This window comes from Mesorhizobium sp. M5C.F.Cr.IN.023.01.1.1 (assembly GCF_003997585.1).
GTDB lineage: Bacteria > Pseudomonadota > Alphaproteobacteria > Rhizobiales > Rhizobiaceae > Mesorhizobium > Mesorhizobium wenxiniae.
In genome coordinates this window covers 1-22316 of the sequence record NZ_RZSU01000017.1, presented here as the reverse complement: position 1 = coordinate 22316, position 22316 = coordinate 1, and the positions used below count along the sequence as shown (strand labels likewise).

General features: G+C 64.4%; 15 protein-coding genes and 1 pseudogene. 6 read left to right on the top strand and 10 right to left on the bottom strand.

Translation table 11 applies throughout. From position 1 onward, the window contains the following. The first annotated feature begins 43 nt into the window (after positions 1-43). Genes EOA78_RS09600 through EOA78_RS09585 form a run of 4 tightly spaced genes read left to right on the top strand, consistent with a single transcriptional unit; the run spans position 44 to position 4103 of the window. Positions 44-1591: a sugar ABC transporter ATP-binding protein gene (locus EOA78_RS09600; protein WP_127314953.1), complete on the top strand. Its 1548-nt coding sequence runs from the start codon at positions 44-46 to the stop codon at positions 1589-1591. Beyond that, positions 1588-2568: an ABC transporter permease gene (locus EOA78_RS09595; RefSeq protein ID WP_029351610.1), complete on the top strand. Its 981-nt coding sequence runs from the start codon at positions 1588-1590 to the stop codon at positions 2566-2568. The genes EOA78_RS09600 and EOA78_RS09595 overlap by 4 nt, the downstream gene beginning before the upstream one ends. After that, positions 2565-3551 carry an ABC transporter permease gene (locus EOA78_RS09590; protein WP_127314952.1) on the top strand — a complete coding sequence of 329 codons (987 nt, stop codon included), beginning with the start codon at positions 2565-2567 and terminating at the stop codon, positions 3549-3551. Before EOA78_RS09595 ends, EOA78_RS09590 begins: the two co-directional genes overlap by 4 nt. 24 nt (positions 3552-3575) lie before the next feature. Further along, entirely contained in the window at positions 3576-4103 is a 528-nt protein-coding gene (locus EOA78_RS09585) for a gluconokinase (RefSeq protein ID WP_127314951.1), read from the top strand. Positions 4104-4140: 37 nt separating this feature from the next. Here the strand turns inward: EOA78_RS09585 and EOA78_RS09580 are convergent, their stop codons facing one another. The 10 genes from EOA78_RS09580 to EOA78_RS09535 all read right to left on the bottom strand — a co-directional run bounded on the left by EOA78_RS09580 (position 4141) and on the right by EOA78_RS09535 (position 18522). Next, positions 4141-4590: an Rrf2 family transcriptional regulator gene (locus tag EOA78_RS09580; protein ID WP_029351604.1), complete on the bottom strand. Its 450-nt coding sequence runs from the start codon at positions 4588-4590 to the stop codon at positions 4141-4143. 7 nt (positions 4591-4597) lie between these two features. Then, on the bottom strand, positions 4598-4855 hold the full coding sequence (locus EOA78_RS09575) for a hypothetical protein (RefSeq protein WP_127314950.1): 258 nt from the start codon (positions 4853-4855) through the stop codon (positions 4598-4600). Beyond that, the gene (locus EOA78_RS09570; protein ID WP_127314949.1) at positions 4842-5828 is read right to left on the bottom strand and encodes a sulfate ABC transporter substrate-binding protein; all 987 of its coding nucleotides are present in this window, start codon (positions 5826-5828) and stop codon (positions 4842-4844) included. The genes EOA78_RS09575 and EOA78_RS09570 overlap by 14 nt, the downstream gene beginning before the upstream one ends. Positions 5829-6118: 290 nt before the next feature. Further along, entirely contained in the window at positions 6119-7159 is a 1041-nt protein-coding gene (locus EOA78_RS09565) for a sulfate/molybdate ABC transporter ATP-binding protein (RefSeq protein WP_127314948.1), read from the bottom strand. A gap of 16 nt (positions 7160-7175) precedes the next feature. Beyond that, positions 7176-8060 carry a sulfate ABC transporter permease subunit CysW gene (gene cysW / locus EOA78_RS09560; protein ID WP_127314947.1) on the bottom strand — a complete coding sequence of 295 codons (885 nt, stop codon included), beginning with the start codon at positions 8058-8060 and terminating at the stop codon, positions 7176-7178. After that, complete coding sequence (gene cysT, locus EOA78_RS09555) at positions 8053-8904, bottom strand: sulfate ABC transporter permease subunit CysT (RefSeq protein ID WP_127314946.1); 852 nt, start codon at positions 8902-8904, stop codon at positions 8053-8055. Before cysT ends, cysW begins: the two co-directional genes overlap by 8 nt. 31 nt (positions 8905-8935) lie before the next feature. Continuing rightward, positions 8936-9964 (bottom strand): sulfate ABC transporter substrate-binding protein, encoded by a 1029-nt coding sequence (locus EOA78_RS09550; RefSeq protein WP_127314945.1) that lies wholly within the window; start codon positions 9962-9964, stop codon positions 8936-8938. A 243-nt stretch (positions 9965-10207) separates the two neighbouring features. After that, the gene (locus tag EOA78_RS09545) at positions 10208-10930 is read right to left on the bottom strand and encodes a M15 family metallopeptidase (protein ID WP_127314944.1); all 723 of its coding nucleotides are present in this window, start codon (positions 10928-10930) and stop codon (positions 10208-10210) included. Position 10931: 1 nt separating this feature from the next. Then, a complete protein-coding gene (gene pbpC, locus EOA78_RS09540) occupies positions 10932-13022 on the bottom strand; it encodes a penicillin-binding protein 1C (protein WP_127314943.1) in 2091 nt (696 codons plus the stop codon). A 19-nt stretch (positions 13023-13041) separates the two neighbouring features. Next, on the bottom strand, positions 13042-18522 hold the full coding sequence (locus tag EOA78_RS09535; protein WP_127314942.1) for an alpha-2-macroglobulin family protein: 5481 nt from the start codon (positions 18520-18522) through the stop codon (positions 13042-13044). A 278-nt stretch (positions 18523-18800) separates the two neighbouring features. On the opposite strand from EOA78_RS09535, the gene EOA78_RS09530 reads away from it, so the two are divergent. Both EOA78_RS09530 and EOA78_RS09525 read left to right on the top strand, forming a co-directional pair. Further along, entirely contained in the window at positions 18801-20729 is a 1929-nt protein-coding gene (locus EOA78_RS09530; protein WP_127314941.1) for an autotransporter assembly complex family protein, read from the top strand. Next, positions 20729-22316: pseudogene (locus tag EOA78_RS09525) on the top strand (translocation/assembly module TamB); the annotation flags it as partial. The gene EOA78_RS09530 and the pseudogene EOA78_RS09525, both read left to right, overlap by 1 nt.

The following is a 22316-nucleotide window of genomic DNA, read 5'->3' as shown; positions in this document are numbered from 1 at the left end:
CCGCGGCGCCGGTCCCGAAGAACAAGCGCCTTGGGAGGGGCCGATGGACGGTGCGGTTCCGCTCTTCCGCATGGAGGGCATATCCAAGCGCTATGGCGGTGTGCGGGCGCTGGAAAAGGCCGAGCTTTCGGTAACACCTGGCAGCATTCACGCCATCCTCGGCGAAAACGGCGCCGGCAAATCGACGCTGATCAAGGTCATGGCCGGCGTCGTCGCGCCTGACGAAGGCCGCATGATGCTGGACGAAAGCGAGGTGAGCTTCGCTTCGCCGGCCGCGGCCAACCAGGCCGGCATCGTCTGCATTTTCCAGGAACTGTCGCTCGTCCCCGAACTCAGCGTTGCCGACAACATCGTCATTTCCGATCCGCCGAAACGCTTCGGCATGATCGACCGCAAGGCGCAGCGACGCATCGCGGAAGAAGCCCTGGCGCGCGCGGGCGCTACCGATATCCACCCGCTGGCGCTGGTCAAGGATCTTCCGCTTTCAAGAAGGCAGATGGTCGAGATCGCCAAGGCGCTGGCACGCAAGCCGCGCATCCTGATCCTCGACGAGGCGACCTCGGCGCTGACTGCGGCCGACGTCGCCAAGATTTTCGGCGTGCTGAAGCGGCTGCGCTCGGAAGGGCTGGCGCTGCTCTACATCTCGCATCGCATGAACGAGATCGTCGAGCTTGCCGACCAGTGCACGGTCTTCCGCAACGGCCGCAATGTCGCCAGCTACGCAGCAGGCACAAAGAGCGACAATGAAGTCGTCGAGCTGATGATCGGCCGCGAATACAGCCATATTTTCCCACCGAAGCCGGTGCGCGCGCCGACCACCGCCGCGCCCGTGCTGGAGGCGCGCAAGCTTTCCTGGACCGACCGGCTGGACAATATCTCGCTGTCGGTCGGCGCAGGCGAGGTCGTCGGCCTCGGCGGTCTCGACGGCCAGGGCCAGCGCGAATTGCTGCTCGCCTTCTTCGGCGTGCTGCGCGGCCTCAGCGGGCAGATATTGATCGACGGCAAACCGGTGGCGATCGCCAGCCCGGCCAAGGCGCGCGGTGACCGGATCGGCATGGCGCTGATCCCGGAAGACCGCAAGACGGAAGGTCTGATGCTGCCGATGACGGTGCGCGAAAACCTCTCCTTCGCCGCACTCGACCGGCTGTCCCGGGCCGGCATCATCGACCGTGCCGCCGAGCAGCGGCTGATCGATGACATGGTAGCTCTGCTGGCGATCAAGACGGCAGGCCTCGACATTCCGGTTGGCGCACTATCCGGCGGCAACCAGCAGAAGGTCGTCATCGCCAAATGGCTGATGCGGCAGCCACGCATCATCCTGCTCAACGACCCGACGCGGGGCATCGATGTCGGCACTAAGCAGGAACTGTATCAGCTGATGCGCAAGCTTGCCGACCAAGGCGCGGCGATCCTGTTTTACTCGACCGACTATGACGAGCTGATCGGCTGCTGCGACCGGGTGCTGGTGCTCTATGACGGAGCAGTCAAGCGCGAGCTGGTCGGCGCCGAGATCACCGAGCGGGCGCTGATCGCCAGCGCGCTCAACATCCATGGCGAAGAGATGCCTGTTGGCCAAGGAGCGGACGCGTGAAGGACTGGCGCTACTGGCTTGCCGAACAACGCGGAACGCTGCTGGCGTTCGGTATCTTCATCGTGATGTTTACGATCTACACCTCGAACCATCCGGCGGGCTTTACCGCCAATGTCGTGCAGACGGCCTCGAACAAGGGCGTGCTGCTCGCCTTCGTCGCCATGGCGCAGACGCTGGTAGTGATCACCGCCGGCATCGACCTTTCCGTCGGCATGATCTTTCTGCTGACCAACTGCCTAGCCTCATGGCTGGTCATCGGCACCGGCATCGAAACCGCGTTCGGCGTCGTCGCGGTGCTCGGCACCGGGCTGCTGTGCGGGGCGATCAACGGCGCCATCGTCATCTACGGAAGGCTGCAGCCGATCGTCACCACCATCGCCACCGGCGCGGTCTATTTCGGCATCGCGCTGCTGCTTCGACCGTTCCCGGGCGGCTCGGTCAACGAGGATCTCGCCGACGCGCTGACCGGGCGGCTGTTCGGCGTGGTGCCGGCGAGCCTGGTGGCGCTGCTGGCCGTCGTGCTCGTGGTCTGGGTGCCGTTCAGCCGATCGGTGCTCGGCCGCGCGGCCTATGCCGCGGGATCGTCGGAGACGGCGGCCTACATGTCCGGCGTGCCGATCCGCCGCGGCAAGTTCGCCGCCTATGCGCTCGCCGGCCTGCTGGCCGCGATCGGCGGGCTGTTCCTGACCTTCTTCACCTATACGGGCGAGGCGGCCTATGCCAGCGGCAATGCCTATACGCTGTTCTCGATCGCCGCCGTGGTGCTTGGCGGCGTCTCATTGTTCGGCGGCAAGGGCAGCGCCATCGGCGCCATCTTCGGCGCGCTCGCATTCCGCACCATCGGCGACCTGCTCTTCGTCTTCGATTTCGATCCGCTCTGGCAGCCGCTGTTCCAGGGCGTCATCCTGCTGATCGCCGTCAGCCTCGGCGCCTTCGCCCTGTTCAGGGTCCGCAACCGGCTGGAGTGGTTCCTGTGAGCGAAACGACCATCGGCGGCATCGCCGGCCGCATGCCGAAATTCATCCGCCGCGCTGATCCCGCGGTGCTGACCGCCTTTGCCTGCATCGTGCTGCTGCTGTTTGTCGGCAGCCTCTATTCGCGCAGCTTCCTGTCGCCGGAATATCTGCTGCAGCAGCTCAAGGTGGCCTCGTTTCTCGGCGTCATCGCCACCGGCATGATGCTGGTCATCCTGCTCGGCCAGATCGACCTGTCGGTGCCGTGGTCGGTGGCGGCGGGCGCAATGATGGCCTGTGCGGCCGCCGCCTACGGCCCGGTCGGCGTGGCGCTGGCGATCCCGTTCGGCATCTTCTGCGGTGTCGCGATCGGCGTCGTCAACGGCATCGGCGTCGCTTATCTGCGCATTCCCTCGATGATCATCACGCTCGCCACCAATGCCGTCGCGCAAGGGCTGATGGTGGTCTATACGGGCGGCTTCTCGCCGCAGGATTCGGCGACCCGGGCGATGCGCTATCTGGCGACCGGCTTTGCCATACCGGGGGTGCCCAACGCCGTCGTCATCTGGGCGCTGATCGGTGCTGCGATGGTCTTCGTGCTGACCCGCACCGGCTTCGGCCGCACGGTCTACGGCATCGGCAACCGCGAGCGCGCCGCCTATCTCTCCGGCATCGACACGCGGCGCGTGGTGCTGATCGCCTTCGCCGTGTCCGGCGGGCTCTCCGCCTTCGGCGGCGTGCTTCTGGCCGGCTATGCCTCCAAGGCGGCGCAGTCGATGGGCGACGCCTATCTCCTGCCGTCGATCGCGGCGGTCGTGCTTGGCGGCACCTCGATCCTCGGCGGCCGCGGTTCCTATCTCGGCACGGTCGCCGGCGTCATCCTGATCACGCTTTTGCAATCCATTCTTTCGGTGATGCAGATGCCGGAGGCGGGGCGGCAGATCATCTACGGCGTCGTCATTGTCGCCATGCTCCTGCTTTACGGCCGCGCGCCGGCCAGCCGCTGACTCGTGGACGAAAAGGCAGCACAAATGCAGAGGGATGCCGTCCGGTCCGCACCGGCCGTCGTGGTGATGGGCGTCGCCGGTTGTGGCAAGTCGGCCGTCGGCGAAGCGCTGGCCGCGGCGTTGGGCGCCATCTTCATCGAGGGCGACAGGCTGCACCCGCCGGAAAACGTCGCGCGCATGGCAAGAGGCGAGCCGCTGACCGACGCATTGCGGGAAGGCTGGCTCGACGCGATCGGCCGGCGTATTGCCGGATCGGTCGGCGATGGGCAGGGCGTCGTCGCCGCGTGCTCGGCGCTGAAGCGCAGCTACCGCGAGCGTCTGCGCGGCTTTTGCCAGGACATCGTTTTCCTCTATCTGGAAATCGATCCCGCGACCGCAAAGCGGCGTGTCGGCTCCCGCCAGGGCCATTTCATGCCGGCAAGCCTGGTCGACAGCCAGTTCGCCACGCTAGAAGCTCCGGCAGCCGACGAGAACGCATTGACGCTCGATGCGACGCGCCCGATCGCCGACATTGTCGGCGACGTCGTGGGCCTGTTCGAGGCGAATTCATGAGCCGGTGCCGGCGCGGATCCGCTTCAGGGGCGCCTGATCAGATCTGCGATGTCAGCTCGACTGGAAAATCGTCATTGTCGGCATCGCGCATCGCGGCGAGGCTGCGATTGTCCAGCACCTCGGCGATCGCCTGGCGCACCTCCAGCATCATATTCCGGACCTGGCATGTCGCTTCGTCGCAATCCTCGCATCGCTGATATTGGGTGCGGCTGGCGCAAGGGATTGGCGCCAGCGGCCCGTCGAGGACACGCACGACGTGGCCGATCTTGATCTCGGAGGCCGGCCGGGCGAGGCGATAGCCGCCTTCCTTGCCCTTGCGGCTCTGGACGAAGCCGGCATTGCGCAATTCGCCCAGAATGGCATCCAGGAATTTCTTCGGGATGTTGTTGGCGACGGCAATGTCGTTGACGAATGCGAGCTGACCGACCGGCAAGCCTGACAGATGCACGAGGGCCTTGAGGCCGTATTTGCCTTTTTTGGTAAGCATGCCCGATTCAGTTCATGAAAACCCCAACCGCCCGCATCTGGCGGTTGTTTGTGTGTAAATCATGACGTTTGGTCGCACGATGCAGTTTCGCGAAAACAAGCCGTCTGATGGCACAGTAGGCACAAACACGTTGATTCTTCGTGACGTTTTGGATGGTGCGCCCGAAAATGCGCGAAATCACCTTTCCTGACCGCGAAAACGAAGAAAGCCGGCAAAAGCCGGCTTTCGCTTCAAGTTCGAAGATCGCTTGCTCAGCGGCTGCCATAAGTCTGGTCGAGCAATCCGCCCGCGGTGAAATGCTCGGCCTGGACCTTGGTCCAGCCGCCGAAGACGTCCTCCACCGTCAGCAGGCGGACATCGGGAAACTCAGCCTTGTATTTGGCGGCGACCGCCGCGTCGCGAGCCCTCAGTCCGTTGCGGGCGGCGATGTCCTGGCCCTGCGGCGTGTAGAGGAAGTCGAGATAAGTCCTGGCGAGATCACGCGTGCCATGCTCGTCGGCGACCGTGTCGACAATCGCCACCGGAAACTCCGCCAGCAGGCTGACCGAAGGCGTCACCTGCTCGAACTTGTCATCGCCATACTCCCTGCGGACGCCGCGCGTTTCCGACTCGAAGGTGATCAGCACGTCGCCGATCTCGCGCTGCACGAAGGTGGTGGTCGCGGCGCGCCCGCCGGAGTCGAAGATCGGGACATTGTTGAACAGTTTGGTGACGAATTCCTTCACCTTGGCATCGTCGCCCTTGAAGGCTTCCTTTGCGTAGGCGGTGGCCGCAAGATAGGTGTAGCGCGCATTACCCGACGTTTTCGGATTGGGGAAGATCACCTGCACGTCGTCGCGCACGAGATCGTTCCAATCCTTGATGTTCTTCGGGTTGCCGGCGCGCACCAGGAAGGACGGCAGCGAATAGAAAGGCGAGGCGTTGTCGGGAAAATCCTTCTGCCAGTCGGCGGAGATAAGACCCTTCGAGACCAGGAAGTCGATGTCGATGACCTGGTTGAAGGTGACGACATCGGCGCCGAGGCCCTCGGCGATGGCACGTGCCTGCGCCGACGTCCCGGCATGCGACTGATCGATGGTCACGCCGGGGTGCTCGGCGACGAAGGCCTTGTTCACCTGCGCAAACAGTTCGCGGCCGACATCATAGGACGCGTTCAGCAATTTGTCGGCCGACCAGGCTTGGGAGGATGCCAGGAACAGGCCGGCCAATGTCGCGACGCCAAGCAAAAATCGCTTCATGAAAACAAGCTCCCTAAAATATTGCCGTTCATCGAATGCCGAAGAATAGTCGGGCGGGGCCTGACGCGACGAGGCATGCTAGCCGGATCTATGGCGTCGCTGTGAGAAAAAGCGTTGTCGAAGCAGGCGATCGCTAGCATTTTCTTCCAAGCGGCTCATTTCGGTACGGGTCTCGCCATGCCGCTGGTGCTTTTCCAATCACCTTCCTAGTGAGGTAATGAAATAGATACCGATGTCGCTCAGCATGAAAGAGGCGACCACCATCAGCCGGATTCACAACCGCCTTGTGGCTAAGCGGCCGGAAAAAGCTTCCAGCGCCGCGGCCTGAACGCAACCCGGCTTTTCTGCGCCGTCGGATGGTCGACGGGCAGCTCGACCTCGACCCGCTGACGCTCGCCGCCAATTTCGAGCTCCACCCGTCTGGTGCCGGCGACGCGGCGGCTGGCGGCGACCGTGCCGGCGATGCAGCCGTTGCATTCGTCTACCAGTTCGACATCGTGCGGACGGAAGAACAGCGTCGCTTCGCCTTGCGGCGCCTGCGGCGCGGAGAGCCCGATCGGGCGGTCGGCGATCCAGACCTGGCCGTCCTCGACCTTGACGGGAAGCGAGCTCGATTCGCCGATGAAGCCGTAGACGAAGGGCGAGTTCGGCGTGTCGTAGATTTCATCGGCGGTGCCAACCTGCTCGATGCTGCCCTGGCTCATCACCACCACGCGGTCGGCAAGCTCCAGCGCTTCTTCCTGGTCATGGGTGACGAAGACCGTGGTGTGGCCGGTGGCGTCGTGGATGTCGCGCAGCCAGCGGCGCAACTCGCGGCGGACTTGGGCGTCGAGCGCGCCGAACGGCTCGTCGAGCAAAAGCACGGCCGGTTCGATCGCCATCGCGCGGGCCAGCGCCACACGCTGGCGCTGGCCGCCCGAAAGCTGCGCCGGATAGCGCTTCTCCAAGCCGGAAAGCTGGACGAGGTCGAGAAGCTCGGAGGCACGGCGGCGGATTTCCTGCGCCGACGGACGTGTCGGCCCGTGCCGAACTTTTAACCCGAAGCCGATATTGTCGGCGACCGTCATATGGCGAAACAGCGCATAATGCTGGAAAACGAAGCCGACATTGCGCTCCTGGATCGACTTTTGCGACGCATCCTCCTCGCCAAAGAAGATCTTTCCTTTCGTCGGCCGCTCCAGCCCGGCGATCAGCCTGAGCAGCGTCGTCTTGCCGGAGCCGGAAGGCCCGAGCAGCGCGATCAGCTCGCCGGACTTGATGTCGAGCGAAACGTCGTGAAGCGCCGGAAACCGTTCAAACTCCTTGCGCACGTTGGCAACGCGAACTTCCATCAACCGTCCCTTTTTTTCAGTGTCCGCGCGTCGCGGCGAGCTCGGCGCCGTAGCGCATCTCGAGAAGTGTTTTCAAGACCAGCGTGACGAGCGCCAGGCCCGCAAGCAGTGAAGCGACGGCGAAGGCGGCTGCGGCATTGTACTCGTTATAGAGGATTTCGACATGCAGCGGCATGGTGTTGGTCAATCCGCGTATGTGGCCCGACACGACGGAGACCGCGCCGAATTCGCCCATGGCGCGGGCATTGCACAACAAGACGCCGTAGAGCAGCCCCCATTTGACGTTGGGCAGCGTCACGTACCAGAACGCCTGCCAGCCATTGGCGCCGAGCGACAGCGCTGCCTCCTCGTCGCCATTGCCTTGTTCCTGCATCAAGGGAATCAGTTCGCGGGCGACGAAGGGGAACGTGACGAAGATGGTGGCGAGCACGATGCCCGGCACGGCAAACAGGATGACGATGCCATGCGCCTTCAGCCAGGCGCCGAGCAGGCCCTGCGCGCCGAACAAAAGCACATAGACCAGGCCGGAAATGACCGGCGAGACCGAAAACGGCAGGTCGATGAGCGTGGTGAGGAAGGCCTTGCCCTTGAACTCGAACTTGGCGATCGCCCAAGCGGCGGAGATGCCGAAGACGACGTTGAGTGGCACCGAGATCGCCGCCACCAGCAGTGTCAGGTGGATCGCCGAGCGCGTGTCTTGGTTGGTCAGCGCCTCCGTATAAGCACTGAGACCTTTTGCGAAGGCTTCGTTGAAGACGACGATCAGCGGCAAGAGCAGGAAAATGCCGAGGAAGGCAAAGGTCACGATCATCAGCACGGCTTTCGCCGGGCGGCTTTCGGTCACTGCCGCCGACTGACTTTCGTGGTGCGGTGCGTAGGATTTGATCTCCGGATCAGCCATAGCGCTTGCGGCTCCACGTCTGCACCAGATTGATGACCAGCAGCATCACGAACGACAAAGCGAGCATGATCGCCGCGATCGCGGTCGCCGCCGCATAATTGTATTCCTCCAGCCGGATGACGATCAGAAGCGGCGCGATCTCGGATTTGTAGGGCAGATTGCCGGCGATGAAGATGACGGAGCCGTACTCGCCGACGCCGCGTGCGAAAGCCAGCGCGAAACCGGTGACGATGGCCGGCGCCAGGCCCGGAAGCAGGACCCGGGCGATGGTCTGGAAGCGGTTGGCGCCGAGCGTCGCGGCCACTTCCTCCACCTCCTTGTCGATCTCCTCCATGATCGGCTGGACGGTGCGCACGACGAAGGGCAGGCCGATGAAGATCAGCGCTATGACGATGCCGAGCGGCGTGTAGGCGACCTTGATGCCGAGCGGCGCCAGCAGGCTGCCGAGCCAGCCATTCGGCGCGTAGAGCGTGGTCAGCGCGATGCCGGCCACCGCCGTCGGCAGCGCGAAGGGCAGGTCGACCATGGCATCGACGATGCGGCGGCCAGGAAAGTTGTAGCGCACCAGCACCCAGGCGACGATCGTGCCGAAGACGACATTGACCGCGGCGGCAATGAAGGCGGTGCCAAAACTGATTTCAAGCGCGTTGATGGTGCGGCGATCGGTGGCGATCGCCCAGAAATCGGCCCAGCCGAGCGCGGCCGATCGCCAGATCAGCCCCGACAGGGGAATGAGGATGATGAGCGTGAGGTAGGCAAGCGAGAAGCCGAGTGTCAATCCGAAACCCGGAATGACGCTCGGCTGTCTGAACCGCCACCCCGCCTTGGCGGGTGCTGTGGTCATGTCGTCCTGATCTAGAGTCTAGCTTACTGGGCTACTGGGCCGGCTTATAGATCTGGTCGAATATACCACCATCGCCGAAATGGTAAGGCTGTGCTTTCTTCCAACCGCCAAAAAGTGGATCGTCGATGGTGATCAGCTTGATCTCCGGCAGTTTGGCGAGGTCCTCCGCCGGCACCAGGTCGGGCTTCGACGGGCGATAATGGTTCTTGGCGATCAGCGTCTGGCCTTCATTGGAGTAGAGGTAGCTCAGATAGGCTTCGGCGACTTTTCGCGTGCCCTTGGCATCGACATTGGCATCGACCACAGCGACCGGCGGCTCGGCCAGGATCGAGGTCGGCGGGTAGACTATGTCGAAATTGTCGGCGCCGAACTCGTCGAGCGCCAGATAGGCCTCGTTTTCCCAGGCCAGCAGCACGTCGCCCAGGCCCTTTTGCGCGAAGGTTACGGTCGCGCCGCGCGCACCGGTGTCGAGCACCGGAACATGGGCGTAAAGATTGCCGACGAATTCCTTGGTCTTGGCTTCGTCGCCGCCATCCTTGGCGTTGGCATAGGCCCAGGCGGCGAGATAGTTCCAGCGTGCGCCGCCCGAGGTCTTGGGGTTTGGCGTGATCACCTGGACGTCGTCCTTGACCAGATCGCCCCAGTCGTGGATGCCCTTCGGGTTGCCCTTGCGGACGAGGAAGACGATGGTCGAGGTGTAGGGCGCCGAATTGTTCTCGAACTTGGTCCGCCAGTCGGGATTGATCTTCTTCGATTTCGAGACGATGGCGTTGATGTCGCCTTCGAGCGCCAGCGTCACCACGTCGGCGTCGAGGCCGTCGATCACGGCGCGGGCCTGTGCGCCCGACCCGCCATGCGATTGCTGGACGGTTACCGTCTCACCGGTCTCGGCCTTCCAGTGGGCGACAAAGGCCTCGTCGAATTGCTTGTACAGCTCACGCGTCGGATCATAGGACACGTTGAGGATGGTGGTATCGGCAAACGCGAAACCGAGCGTTCCGAATTGGACCGATGCAGCGACCAGGGCGCCGAGCAGTTTCCTGAAATGAGGATTGGTCATTTACGCCTCCGTTGAGATCGCTTCAAATCTACTGAAATGGTAGAAATTAGATGCACTCAATGTTGCTTTTTTTGTCCGTTCGAAGCAATTTTCCGCCGATCTTTGGCCTTATGAAGAAATTCTTTCCTCTCGACGCTGGGGTGCCGAATCCGGGCTCATGAAGCGATCTATCTGGAGAAAGGTCGCGCCTCGGCAATGGCTCGATGTGGTCTGGACGCGATTTGCTTCGCAGCGATCAGTGATTTAGTCGGCGGTGAGGGGAAAATCGAAGCGCTGCGTTGGAAACGGCTCGTTTTCCAGCGTGAAATGCCACCATTCGCGGGCATAATTCCTGAAGCCGCCGGCGCGCATGGCCTCGACAAGCCTCTTGCGATTTGCGGTTGCTTCCCCGGCGAGCGGACGGTGCGCCGTTTCGCTCATCGGGTCGAAACAGTCGAAGCCGGTGCCGAAATCGAGCGTGTCGGCATCGGGCGCGCCACAGGCCGGTTTCGGAGCGGTGTTGCGGTCGACTCGCGCGATGGCGACATCGACGGTCGAGCCGCGCGAATGCGTCGACAGTTCACCGACATAGCCTTTGGCGATGAGGTCCTTTCGCTTGACCGCCGGATACCATTGCGGGTCGGGTGCTCCGCCTTCCCTCGTCCATTCGCCCATGTCGGAGACGGCGCGCGCAGGGCGGTAGCAGTCAAAGACCACCAGCGTCAGGCCTTTGGCGGCAATCGCTTTCTGGACGCCGGAGAGCGCTTCCGCCGCTCGCCCGGTGAGGATGCATACTGGCGCGTCGTAGCCGGCCGCCTTGCGGCGCAGGAAATTGTCTGTGCGGGCATAGCGGACGTCCTGCCGGATGGTGGGATCGATGTCGGCCAGCCGAACGAAGCCGGCGGGGAGATCCGCGGAAAGGACAGGGGCGGTATCGGCAGCCGACAGCAGGGCGCAAAACGCAATGCGCTGAATCGCTTGGCGCATTCTATTCAACGAATACTTTCACGCTGGCCGCGCGCCCGACCGCGTCGATCACGGTCAGGGTCGAATAGCCGGCGCCGTCCGGCTGCCAGGTCGCGCTGCGCCGCCGGTCGATGCCGACCAGCGGCTTGCCATTGGCCAGCCAGCGGAACGGGGCGCGGCCGCCTTGCAGCTTCAGCACAAGCGGCGAGGCCTTGGCGGCGGTGGTGCCGAGATCGACGCGGGCGCCGTCGGGCGGAAAGATGATCGTCGGCGCAGGCTCGGTCGGCGTCGCCTGGACCAGCCCGTCGGCGCCAGAACCGAAACGCTCCAATGTCACCGGCAGATCGTCGCGCCTGGGTCTGGTGACGCCGGCCGGCTGGCCTGGCAGCGGCACGGGAGCCAGGCCTGAGCGGACAAAGCCCTCGAACAGGATCGGTGCGGCCGAGACATAGCCGGACAGGCCAGGCACCGCGCCGGCATCGGGACGGCCGACCCAGACGCCCAGCACGTAGCGCCCGTCGAAGCCGACCGACCAGGCATCGCGGTAGCCGTAGGAGGTGCCGGTCTTGTAGGCGATGCCGCGCCGGGCGGCACCCTCGGGCGGCTTGACGCCCGACAATATGTCGGTGATCTGCCAGTTCGCCTGATCGTCAAGGATGGTAGCTGTGGAGCGTTCGGCATTCGCCGGCTCGGTGCCGTCATGCAGCGTGTGTGCCTTGCCGCCATTGGCAAGCCCGGCATAGAGCTGGACGAGGTCGCGCAGCGTCACGCCGACGCCGCCAAGGCCGATGGCGAGGCCCGGCGCCTTGTTGACGGGCAGGATCGGCGTGACGCCGGCCTGCCGGAAGCGCGCGAGCAGCCGCGCCGGCCCGACCGCGTCGAGCACACTGATCGCCGGCACGTTGAGCGACAGTTGCAGCGCCTGCCGGATGCTGACGTCGCCCTGGTAGCCCATGTCGAAATTCTTCGGCCGGTAGCCGGAAAAATCCGTCGGACTGTCGTCGATCAGCGTTTCCTGCGCGACCAATCCCTGTTCGAAGGCGAGCCCGTAGATGAACGGTTTCAACGTCGAACCGGGCGAGCGGACTGTTCTGGTCATGTCGATCCAGCCGGAGCGGCTGGCGTCGAAATAGTTGGCAGAGCCGACCTCGCCGAGGATGTCACCGGTGCGGGTGTCGGCCAGCACCATGGCGACGGACAGGCGGGGGCCGAGCCTGGCGGCGGCATCCCTGGCCACCTGTTCCAGCCCTTCCTGGACGCTTTTGCGGATCGTCAGTTGTAGTTTCTGGCCGGGGCCGGCCTTGGAAAGCGCCGCGTAGGCGGCGTGAGCGGCGAGCGCCGGCAGAGTGCGGCGGACGCCTGAAACGTCGTCGAGCGCGGCACGTGCGGCCTCGCGCTCGCCGAGCAGGCCCGATGAAACCATGCGCGCCAGGACCCGGTCGCGGGCGGCATGAGCGATTGCGAGGTTGCGGTCGGGCCGGCGCTTTTCCGGCAATTGCGGCAGGGCAACAAGCAGGGCCGCCTCCGAGACCGTCAGCCGCTTCGGCTCCTTGCCGAAATAAGCCAGCGAGGCGGCGCGCACGCCTTCGAGGTTGCCGCCATAGGGCGCCAGCGTCAAATAGCGTTCGAGGATCTCACGCTTGGAAAGCCGCCGCTCGATCTGTAGGGCGCGCAGCATCTGCTTGATCTTCGAGCCTAGGCTGCGGCTGTCGCGCGGCTCTGCCAGCCGGGCGAGTTGCATCGACAGCGTCGAGCCGCCGGAGACGATACGGCCACTGTTTAAGAACTGGCCGGCGGCGCGGGCCAGCGCCAGCACGTCGACGCCTTCATGGTCCCAGAAACGCTTGTCCTCGTAAGTCACCAGCATGTCGACGAGCTGCTTGTCGACCTGGTCGAGGCGGGTGGCGAGCCGCCAATAGCCGTCCGGCGTGGCGAAGGCGCGCAACAGCTGGCCGTCGCGGTCCTGCACTTCGGTCGACACGGTGAGTTCGGCCGGCAGCGGCGGCGGAAAGGCGCGGTCGAGCTGCCAAAGCCCGCCCGCGGCGATTGCTGCAAAGCCGGCGAGGGAGGCGGCGGCGATGGCCGAACGGCGCAGGATTTTTCGGAAGAACATGTTCGCCACCATCGGCGCCTTACGGCGCCTTGACCTCCATCATCCCGGTCGCGGTGCGGGCCGAATATTGCGGCCGGTACATGTCCTCGACCGTTGCAGCCGGATGGGCATAGGTGCCCGGCGTCACCGCGCGCACGACATAGGCGAGCGTGATGTTGCGGTCGCCGTCGCCATCGTTCGGATTGAAGGCCGCGACGAAACGGTCGTCGCGGAATTCGAGATGGGCGGCGTTGGTCTGAGCCAGCCACGAGAAGTTCGACAACTGGGCGCTGGAAACCAGGCCCGGATTGTCGATTTCGAAGCCGGCCGGCAGCAGATCGGTGATCACCAGCCGCGACGGCCACTTGTTCTGCTCGTAGATATTGAGCACGACGACATAGCGTTCGTTCTGGGTCGCCTCCGTGACATTGGCTTCGGTGCCGTCGAGCTTGTAGTAGGTGCGGCCGATGGTGAAGCCGTTGCCGCTGGCCGGCAGCGGCTGGATCGGCGAGGCCACCGTGGTGACGACCGCCTGCAGCGGGTTGCTGCCGGTGTTGGCGACGGTCAGCGGGCTGTTGGCAATGTCGCTCCCGGCGATCTGGTCCGAATAGGCGCCGGCATGCGGCGCGCCGTTGATGGTCAGCGCGATCGAATCGTTGCCGGCCTTCAGGGCACGGGCCGCCAGCAGCATCCAGGACTCGTCCTGCGTGCTGGTCCATCTGACGGCGGCGCGTTCCTGCGTCACCCGCTTGATCAGCGCCGGCACGATCGTCGGCACCGGCTTCGATTCGGCGGCAAGCGCAAGCATCGCTGCGCCGTCGCGCAGCGGCGAGCCATAATCGGACCTATAGTAGTCATATGCTGAGCTCGAATTGGCCAGTTGCAATGCCGCCTGGAACGTCGCTTCCGAGCGCTGCGTGTCGCCGTAGAGTGCCAGGCCCGCCGCCAATTGGGCAACGGCCATCGGGCTGGTGAAGGCTTCGAGCTGGGTGTCGGCATAGTAGCGCAGATCGCCGATCGAGGCCTTCTTGTTGCGGGCCAGTACATAGAGCGCATAGGCGATCTGGCTGCCGCGATCCTTGACGTCCTGGTCGTAGCCGATGGCGTTTTGCAGATTGCTCAGCGCCTGGTTCATCGCTTGGGTCGGCACGTCGTATTTCTGCTCGCGCGCCCGGGTCAGGAAGTCGGTGACATAGGAGTCGAGCCACAGGTCGCCGGAGCCCGGGCCCCACAGGCCGAAGCTGCCGGCCGAGGCTTGGTAGCTCAGCACCTTGTAGATGGCGTCCTGGATGCGGCCGTGCAGGTCGGCGTCGCTGGCCATGCCGACTCCCGAGGCCATCTCGTTGACATAGAGAAGCGGCATGGCGCGGCTGGTGGTCTGCTCGGCGCAGCCATAGGGGTAGCGGTCGAGCGTCATCAGGAGCGACGGCACGTCGAAGGCCGCCGCCTGCGAAACGCCGACGCTGACCGAAGCGCCGTCGAGCACGCTTGCCGCCAGGAGCTCCTTGTCGACGCGCAGTGACCCGCCATTGCCCTTGAGGTCGACCACCATGCGGGTGGTCACCGGCAATTGCGCCGGGCGCACCGGAACATACAGCGTCTGCTCGACAGCGGTGCCGTTGGCATGGGCGAGCTTGATGGTGATCGAGGCGTTACCCGGCGTTTCAGCGATCAGCGGCACGGTCAGCGTCTGCCGCTTACCCTTGGCGAGCGTCAGCTTTTCGGGCAGGGCGGCACTGCCGGTCGAAAGATTGGCGGTGGTGTTTATCGACAGTGCATAGTCGCCCTCCGGGCCGTCGGCGTCGGTGACGTCGAGCCGCATGACGGCCGAATCTTCAGGCGCCAGGAAGCGCGGCAGGCCGGCGGTGATCACCACCGGATCGCGCACGATCACGTCGGACCGGGCATGGCCGACCCCGTCCTTGGTCCAGGAGACGGCCATGACGCGCACGGTGCCGTTGAATTGCGGGATGTCGAAGTCGATCCGCGCCTTGCCGTCGGCGTCGAGCGGGACCGGACCGGAGAAGAAGGCGACCAGCTTTTCGGTCGGCGGGCTGCCTTGCGATTGTATGTTGGCGCCGTCGCCGCCGGTGCGCAGCTTGCCTGACGTGCCCAGCGAGCCGTCGATCAGACGGCCGTAGAGATCGCGTACCTCAAGGCCGAGCATGCGCTGGCCGAAGAACCAGGTCTCAGGATCCGGCACCTTGTAATTGGTCAAGTTGAGGATGCCGACATCGACGGCCGCGACCATGACATAGGCGTTGGCACCCGGCTGCACGCCGGCCACGGAGACCGGGATCGACAGCTGCTGGCGCGGCATGGTCTTGTCCGGCGGCGTCAGGGTGACGGCGAGCTTCTTGGAACCCGGATCGACCTTCAGCCATTTGACGCCGATGGCGCGCGCCGGCATGCGCGTTTCCTGCGCATCGCCCGGCCTGAACAGCGTTGCCGTGACATAGGCGCCGGCGCCCCAGTCGTCGCCAACCGGGATGTCGATGGTGCTGCCATCTGCCGGCACGCTGGCGGTGACGGTTTTCAAGAGCTTGTCGGCGCCGATGGTGACGAGCAGCTCGCCGGCAAAATGTGGCGACACTTTGAGTTTGGCCACTTCGCCCGCCGCGTAGTTGTCCTTGTCGAGGGCGATTTCGAGGCCGTCAGGCGTTTCGGTGGTGGTGGAGCTGACATACCAGCCGGCGTCGAATTCGTAGCTGGTCGCCGGGCCTTCCGGGTCAGATGTCTCGATCTCGAGCCGATAGCGGCCCCAGTCGACCGCCAGCGAGACGGTGGCCTCGCCGTCGGCGGTCAGGTCGACCTGGCCGTTGGCCACCGACTTGGTGAAGGTGACCGGTTCATAGTTCCAGGAATTACTTGAGCGGTACCATTGGTAATTGCGTTCGACCTTGACCAGCGACCATTGCGCGCCCTGCAGCGCCTCGCGCCTGCCGTCGGAGTCGACCGCAATCAGGCTGAACTTCGCCGTGCCGCCTTGCGGCACCTCGTCGCCGTCGAAGTCCGGGCGGACGCCGATCATGTGGCCCTGCGGCCGGATGCCGATGTTGAGCGAGCGCTCGACGGCGCGGCCGCCGGTCTCGCGCATCCTGACCGTAATCTTGGCATCGACGAGCTTGGTGGTCGAGGGCAACTGGTCGGCGGAAACCGGGAAGGTCGCCTTGCCGTCCTCACCGACCACCGGCAGATCGGTGAACGGCGTGACTGACGGTTCCGCCGACTGCTCGTCGGCGAGGCCGAAGGAATAGCCCTTGAAGCGGTCCCAGTCACGGGTGGTCGACAGCGTCAGTTCGCCTTCGAGCGTTAGCCCGGCGGCCGGCGCGCCATAAAGGAAGCGGCCGTCGACGGTGACGTTGGCAGTTTCGCCCTGCGCGATCTCCTGCTTGTCGGAGGACAGGTCCAACTCGATGCGATCCGGCACGAAATCCTCGACCAGGAACATCTGGCTGGCGACCGCCGCCTGCTTGGGGTCGGTGTGGATCGCCACCGTCCAGGTGCCGCGCATGGCGTTGGGTTCGAGCGGCAGGTCGACGGCATGGCCGCCGGCCGATGCGCCGTCGCTGACGATGCGGCGGTTCTCGACGCCGTCGGGACGGGTGAAGATGAAGGTCAGCGGCAGGTTCTCGACGGCCTTGGCGGCGCCGTCGCGGGCAAGCGCCGCGACGTGGACGTCCTCGCCGGCACGGTAGATGCCGCGTTCGGTCCAGGCATAGACGTCGAGTGCGCCCGGCGCCGGACGCCCGGTGACGCCACGATCGGAAAGATCGAAGCCGGCGCGGCCCATGTCGAGGAAGACGAAGTCGCTGTCACCTTGCTTGGCTGTCAGCACGGCCGGGACCATGCCGCCGTCGCCGCGCGTCAGTCCGGGGTTGAAGACGGCGCGGCCTTCCGCGTCCGTGGTCGCGGTGCCGAGGATTTCGTTGTTCCTGGCGAGCAGCGTCAGTTCAGCGCCTGATATCGGCTTGGCGGTTCCGAGCGAACGGGCAAAGACGTTCAGCCCATCCTGTCCGGTATAGGTCGACAGGCCGATATCGGAGACGACGAACCATTGCGTGGCGCGCGAATCATAGTCGTTGTCATTCTCGTCGACCGGTTGCGCGGTCAGCACATAGACGCCGGGCTTGCGCTGCGGCAGCGCTTCGTCGACCGGGAAGGAGGTGGTGACTTCCTTGTTCAGGTCGTTGGCGATGTCGAGCTGGCCTTGCCAGACCGGCTCGCCCATCTGATCGGAAATGTTGGAGATGTCATAGCCGTCAAGCTGGCGCAGGAACTGGTAGCCGGACAGAAGCTGGGTCAGCGATCGGTCGCCGATGCGATAGAGCTTCATTTCGGCGACGTTCATGTTGACGGTGACGACCGGGATGCCGCGGCGCGCGCCGGCAGGCAGCACGAAGCTGTCGCCGGTAAAACGGGCGGACGGGGCGCGGTCCTGCACATAAATCGACAGCACCACCGGGGTGGTGATCACCTCGCCGATGGCGGCCGGCAGGCCGGGGCGGAAGGTCACGTCGTAATGTTGGCCGTGCTCGAGCCCCTCGACGCAGATCTGCTTATCCTTGGCCTCGACGCCCTTGGGAGCGGCGTTGTCGACGGTGACGAATTGCGAATAATCGACGCCGGTCTTGACCAGATCCTCGGAAAACTGCGCGCAGATGCGCGGTGCGCTGGTGTCGGCCTCGACTGTGTGATCGACGACGCGGAAACCCTTGCGCGATTTCAGATCTTCATAGTCGGCCTTGACCGCCGGCGAATTGACCAGCGCGAGGCTCGCTTCGTAAGCCTGCAGAGCGGGCCGGGAGAGGTCGCGGCGATCGAGCCCGGCGCCGAGCAGCGCCAGCACGTCGGCACGCGTCTTGGTGGTGCGGAGCAATTTGTAGGCGTTGAAGCCGGCGGAGGTGGCGTTCGCAGGCAGGGTAGACGCCTCCGCGCTGTTGGCGGCCGGCTGCACGGCGAGCGTTTCCTGCGCCAGTTCGAACCAGAGCTGGCCATCATCGGGCAATACCGAAACCAAAGCCTCGTATTTTTGCATGGCCGAGCGGTGGTCGCCGGTCAGCGACGCCTGTTCGGCCGCTTCCCTCAGAGCCGTCAACCCTTCGGTGGGCTTGGTGTAGGCCGGGCCTGTGAGCCTGTTGCGGTATTGCTGGGCCTGGTCGGCCATCCAGGCGGGGAAGAAGGCGAGGTCCGGCGGCGCGCCGATATCGGGGTCGCCTTCGATGTTGACGACCTTGCCGGCGACGGCGCCGTTGAAGGATTTCAGCGTGTTATAGTCGGATTTGAGAAAACACCATTTGGCCTTGGGGTTGTACGTGAAGGCGCGACATGCGGGATCGCCGAGACATGTCGTCCTGCACTGGTCGAGGCTGACATTCTGGTCGGATCTGAGATCAAAGCCGAAATAATCGGAATTGTCCGATGTCACCACCCGGCGTGCTTCGGCCGCTTGCGAGACACTGCCCCAGGCGAAAAACAGAAGAAAAAGAGTCGACAGACCACGAGCCACGCGCATTGCCATAACACCCCTCCAGACACTGCTTTGCGTTACGTCCAGACATGTTCAAGCTCAGTCACGCTTGTCAACACGAGAACGCGGCAGGTTCCGCCTGCCAACGGTTTCCTTTCCGGCCAATGACCGGTAGTACCTCCATAGGACAGGGATCACGCATTCTTGCGGCGACGCAGAAGGTGTGAATTCCAAGCCCTGTCCATTTCAGACAATTGGATTGTGGCCCCTTTACGAGCAATTCAGAACTTCATTCCAATTTTAGCTTTGGGAGTTAGGGTAGAGTTGTAATGTCGGCGTATGAAAGGCAGATGTCGGGAGGAACCGCGCCACGGCGCGTGTTTTCGCTCGCCTTGCTTTTCTTCTTGCTATGCTCGACCGCATTGGTTGCCGCGAGCGGAAATGCGGCCGCTTTCGAGATCTTCGGCATCAAGCTGTGGGGATCGTCGGAGGATGAAGACGCCGACATCGTCGATCCGCTGCGCTATGCGGTAACCATAGAGGCGCCCGACGCCGACGAGGATCTCGCCGAGAAGCTCGAAAACGCCTCGGCGCTGAAGGACGACGAAGAACGTCCAGTCTCCGGTTCGCTCGGCCTGCTGGCCAAGGCGCGTGGCGACCGCGATCAGCTTGTCGCCGCACTTTACGCGGACGCCCGCTACGAGGGCGTCGTCACCATCACCATTGAAGGCAAGCCGCTCGACGATTTGCCGCCCGACGCCGAATTTTCGGGTCCGCAGCCGATTCCGGTGGTGATCAACATTGCGATCGGGCCGAAATTCACGCTTGGCGATATCAGGCTGGCGGGCGATGCGGCGGGGCTGGCGGGCGCCGATTTCGGCCTGATCGCCGGCGGCGATGCGGGTTCCGGTGCCGTGCTCAAGGCCGAGGCGTCTATCGTGCGGGAGCTCAAAGAGGAAGGCAGGCCGCTGGCCAAGGTGACGGCCCGCGAGATCGTTGCCGACCACGCTACCTCGACGCTCGACGTGACGCTGACCGTGGCCGCCGGGCCGATTGCCGGCTACGGCGACACCACGGTCGAGGGCACCGAAAAGGTCGATCGCGATTTCACCGAATATATGACCGGCCTGAAGCGCGGCCGCCAATATTCGCCGGAAGAGATCGACGAAGCGCGCGACCGTCTGCTCGGGCTGGAAGTCTTCAACAGCGTGACGCTGAAGGAGGCCGAAGGTCTCGACGCCGACGGCAACATCCCGATTGGCGTCGAAGTGAGCGAGCGCAAGCCGCGCTATTTCGGCCTTGGCGGCACCTTCTCCAACACCGAGGGGCTCGGCCTTGAAGGCTATTGGGGCCACCGCAACCTGTTCGGCCGTGCCGAAAAGCTGCGCATCGAGGGCGCAATCAGCGGTATCGGCAGCAATGAGCTGACCGAGCTCAACTACAATGCCGGCATCATGTTCGAAAAGCCGGGTGTAGTCGGGCCGGCGTCGAAATTCTTCGCCGGCGTCAGCACCGTATTAGAGCATCCCGACGCCTATGACCGTTTCTCGGTCAAGGGCAACACCGGCTTGTCTTATGAACTCGACAGGCAGCAGACGGTCTCCGCGGAAGTCGCGCTTGACTATTCGAAGATCACCGATTCCTTCGGCAAGCACAGCTATCTGATCGCCAGCGTTCCGCTGCGATATGTCTTCGACAACCGCGACAGCCGGCTCAACCCGACGACGGGATTCAGGGCGCTGGCCTATGCCGAGCCGAGCTACGACATTTTGAACGGTGCCGCCTTCGTCAAGCTGAGGGGCGAAGGATCGGCCTATCAGTCGCTCGACGCGGCCTCGAAGTTCGTCTTGGCCGAACGTTTCGCCATCGGCTCGATTATCGGTGCCGGCCTTCAGGATGTTCCGGCCGACCGACGCTTCTATTCCGGCGGCGGCGGCTCGGTGCGCGGTTATGCCTATCAGGGCATCGGTCCCAAGGACATCGACGGAGAGCCGATCGGCGGGTTATCCTTCTTCGAGACCTCGGTCGAGATGCGCATCGCCATCACCGACACGATCGGCGTCGTCCCGTTCGTCGATGCCGGCACCGTCTCGACCAATCAATTCCCGGATTTTTCCGGCATGAAGGTCGGCGCCGGCGTCGGCTTGCGCTATATTACGCCGTTCGGACCGCTGCGCATCGATGCGGCGGTGCCGCTCAACCGGGGTCCCGATGACCCGCATTTCGGCATCTATGCCGGCATCGGCCAGGCGTTCTGATGACAATGTTCAAGCGCATCCTTCGAATTGTCCTTTACACGCTGCTCATCCTGGTGGCGGCGGTGGTCGGTGCGCTCGTCGTGCTGACCAAGACCGAGCGCGGCCGCGACAATCTCGCCGGCATCATCTCGACCGTGGCGTCAACCGATGACCGGAAGGTCACGGTCAGCGGCATCGACGGCATCTGGTCCGGCGCGCTGACTGTCGATCATGTCGTGCTGGAGGATCGCCAGGGCGCCTGGCTGGTGGCGCGCAAGGTGGCCGTCGACTGGTCGCCGCTGGCGCTTCTGTCGAAAAACTTCAGCGCCGGCCGCATCGCCGCCGATCGCATCGAGCTGGCGCGGCTGCCGGTGGCCGGCACGCAGCCGAGCCGGGGTGGCGCCACCACGCTGCCGGTGTCGCTCGACATCAAGCAGATCGACCTGCCAGAAATCGCGCTCGGGCAGGCTCTGGCCGGCAGGGGTATTGCAGAGCTCGCGGCCAAGGGGTCGTTCAAGGCCGACGCGGCGCCATTGGCGCTAGAAACCAGCCTCAACATCACCCGCCACGACGGCAAGCAAGGCAAGGTCGACGCTAACATCCATTTTGCGCCCGCCGACAACAAGCTCGATCTCGATCTGAAGGCATCCGAGCCGGCCGGCGGCATCATCGCCAATCTGCTCAAATTGCCGGATGCGCCGCCCGTCAACGTCGTCGTCACCGGCACGGGGCCGGTCGCCAACTGGAGCGGCATCGGTACCTTCGTCGTCGACGGCCAGATCGTCACCCAGCTCACCGGTCGCCACCAGCTCACCGACAAGGGCAACTATGTCGAGGCCAAGGGCGACGGCGACTTCCAGCGCTTCTTGCCCGACAATCTGAAATCCTTGTTTGCCGGCAAGACCAGTTTCGACCTTGCCGGAACCGCGATCGTGACCGGCGGCGTCGAAGTCGAGCGCGCCAGCATCGACAGCGATGCCGTGCATGGCACGGCCGCGGGCATCATCGACCCCAATGGCGCCAGCGACCTTTCGGTGGAGCTCGCCGCCAAGGGCCCACCGATCGTACTCAGCCTCGGCACTGCGGTGCAGCCGGTGACCGTCGCGATCACCGGCGCCACGGCCCGCGCATTCGGCGGCGGCAAGGCGCCGATAGTCGACATCGGCGCGTCCCTGGTTTCGGTGGTGGCGGGCGGCACGCGGGTGGACGATCTGGCGGCTGAAATCCATTCCGACGGCTTCGATATCCAGGGCCGCAGCGGACCGGTCACCATCAAGCTTGCGGCCGGCCGCCTGAACACCGACGTGGCGACGCTGGCGCCGCTGGTGACCGGCAGGGTGACCGCTGATCTCGCCGGGTCGGTCAGCAAGGACGAGATCGTCGTCGATCAAGGCACGCTGCGCAGCGATGCGCTCAATGCCTCGGTGACGTCCAGGGTGACGCTGGCCGATTTGGCGATGACGCTCAAGATGAATGCCGATGCCGTCTCCACGGCGCTGCCGCCGCAGATCCGCTCGGTTCTCGGCGAGCGTGTGACATTCTCGGCGACAGCGACCCGCGACCCGCAAGGTTCGTTTGCCGCCAATGCGCTGCAATTCACTTCGGGCT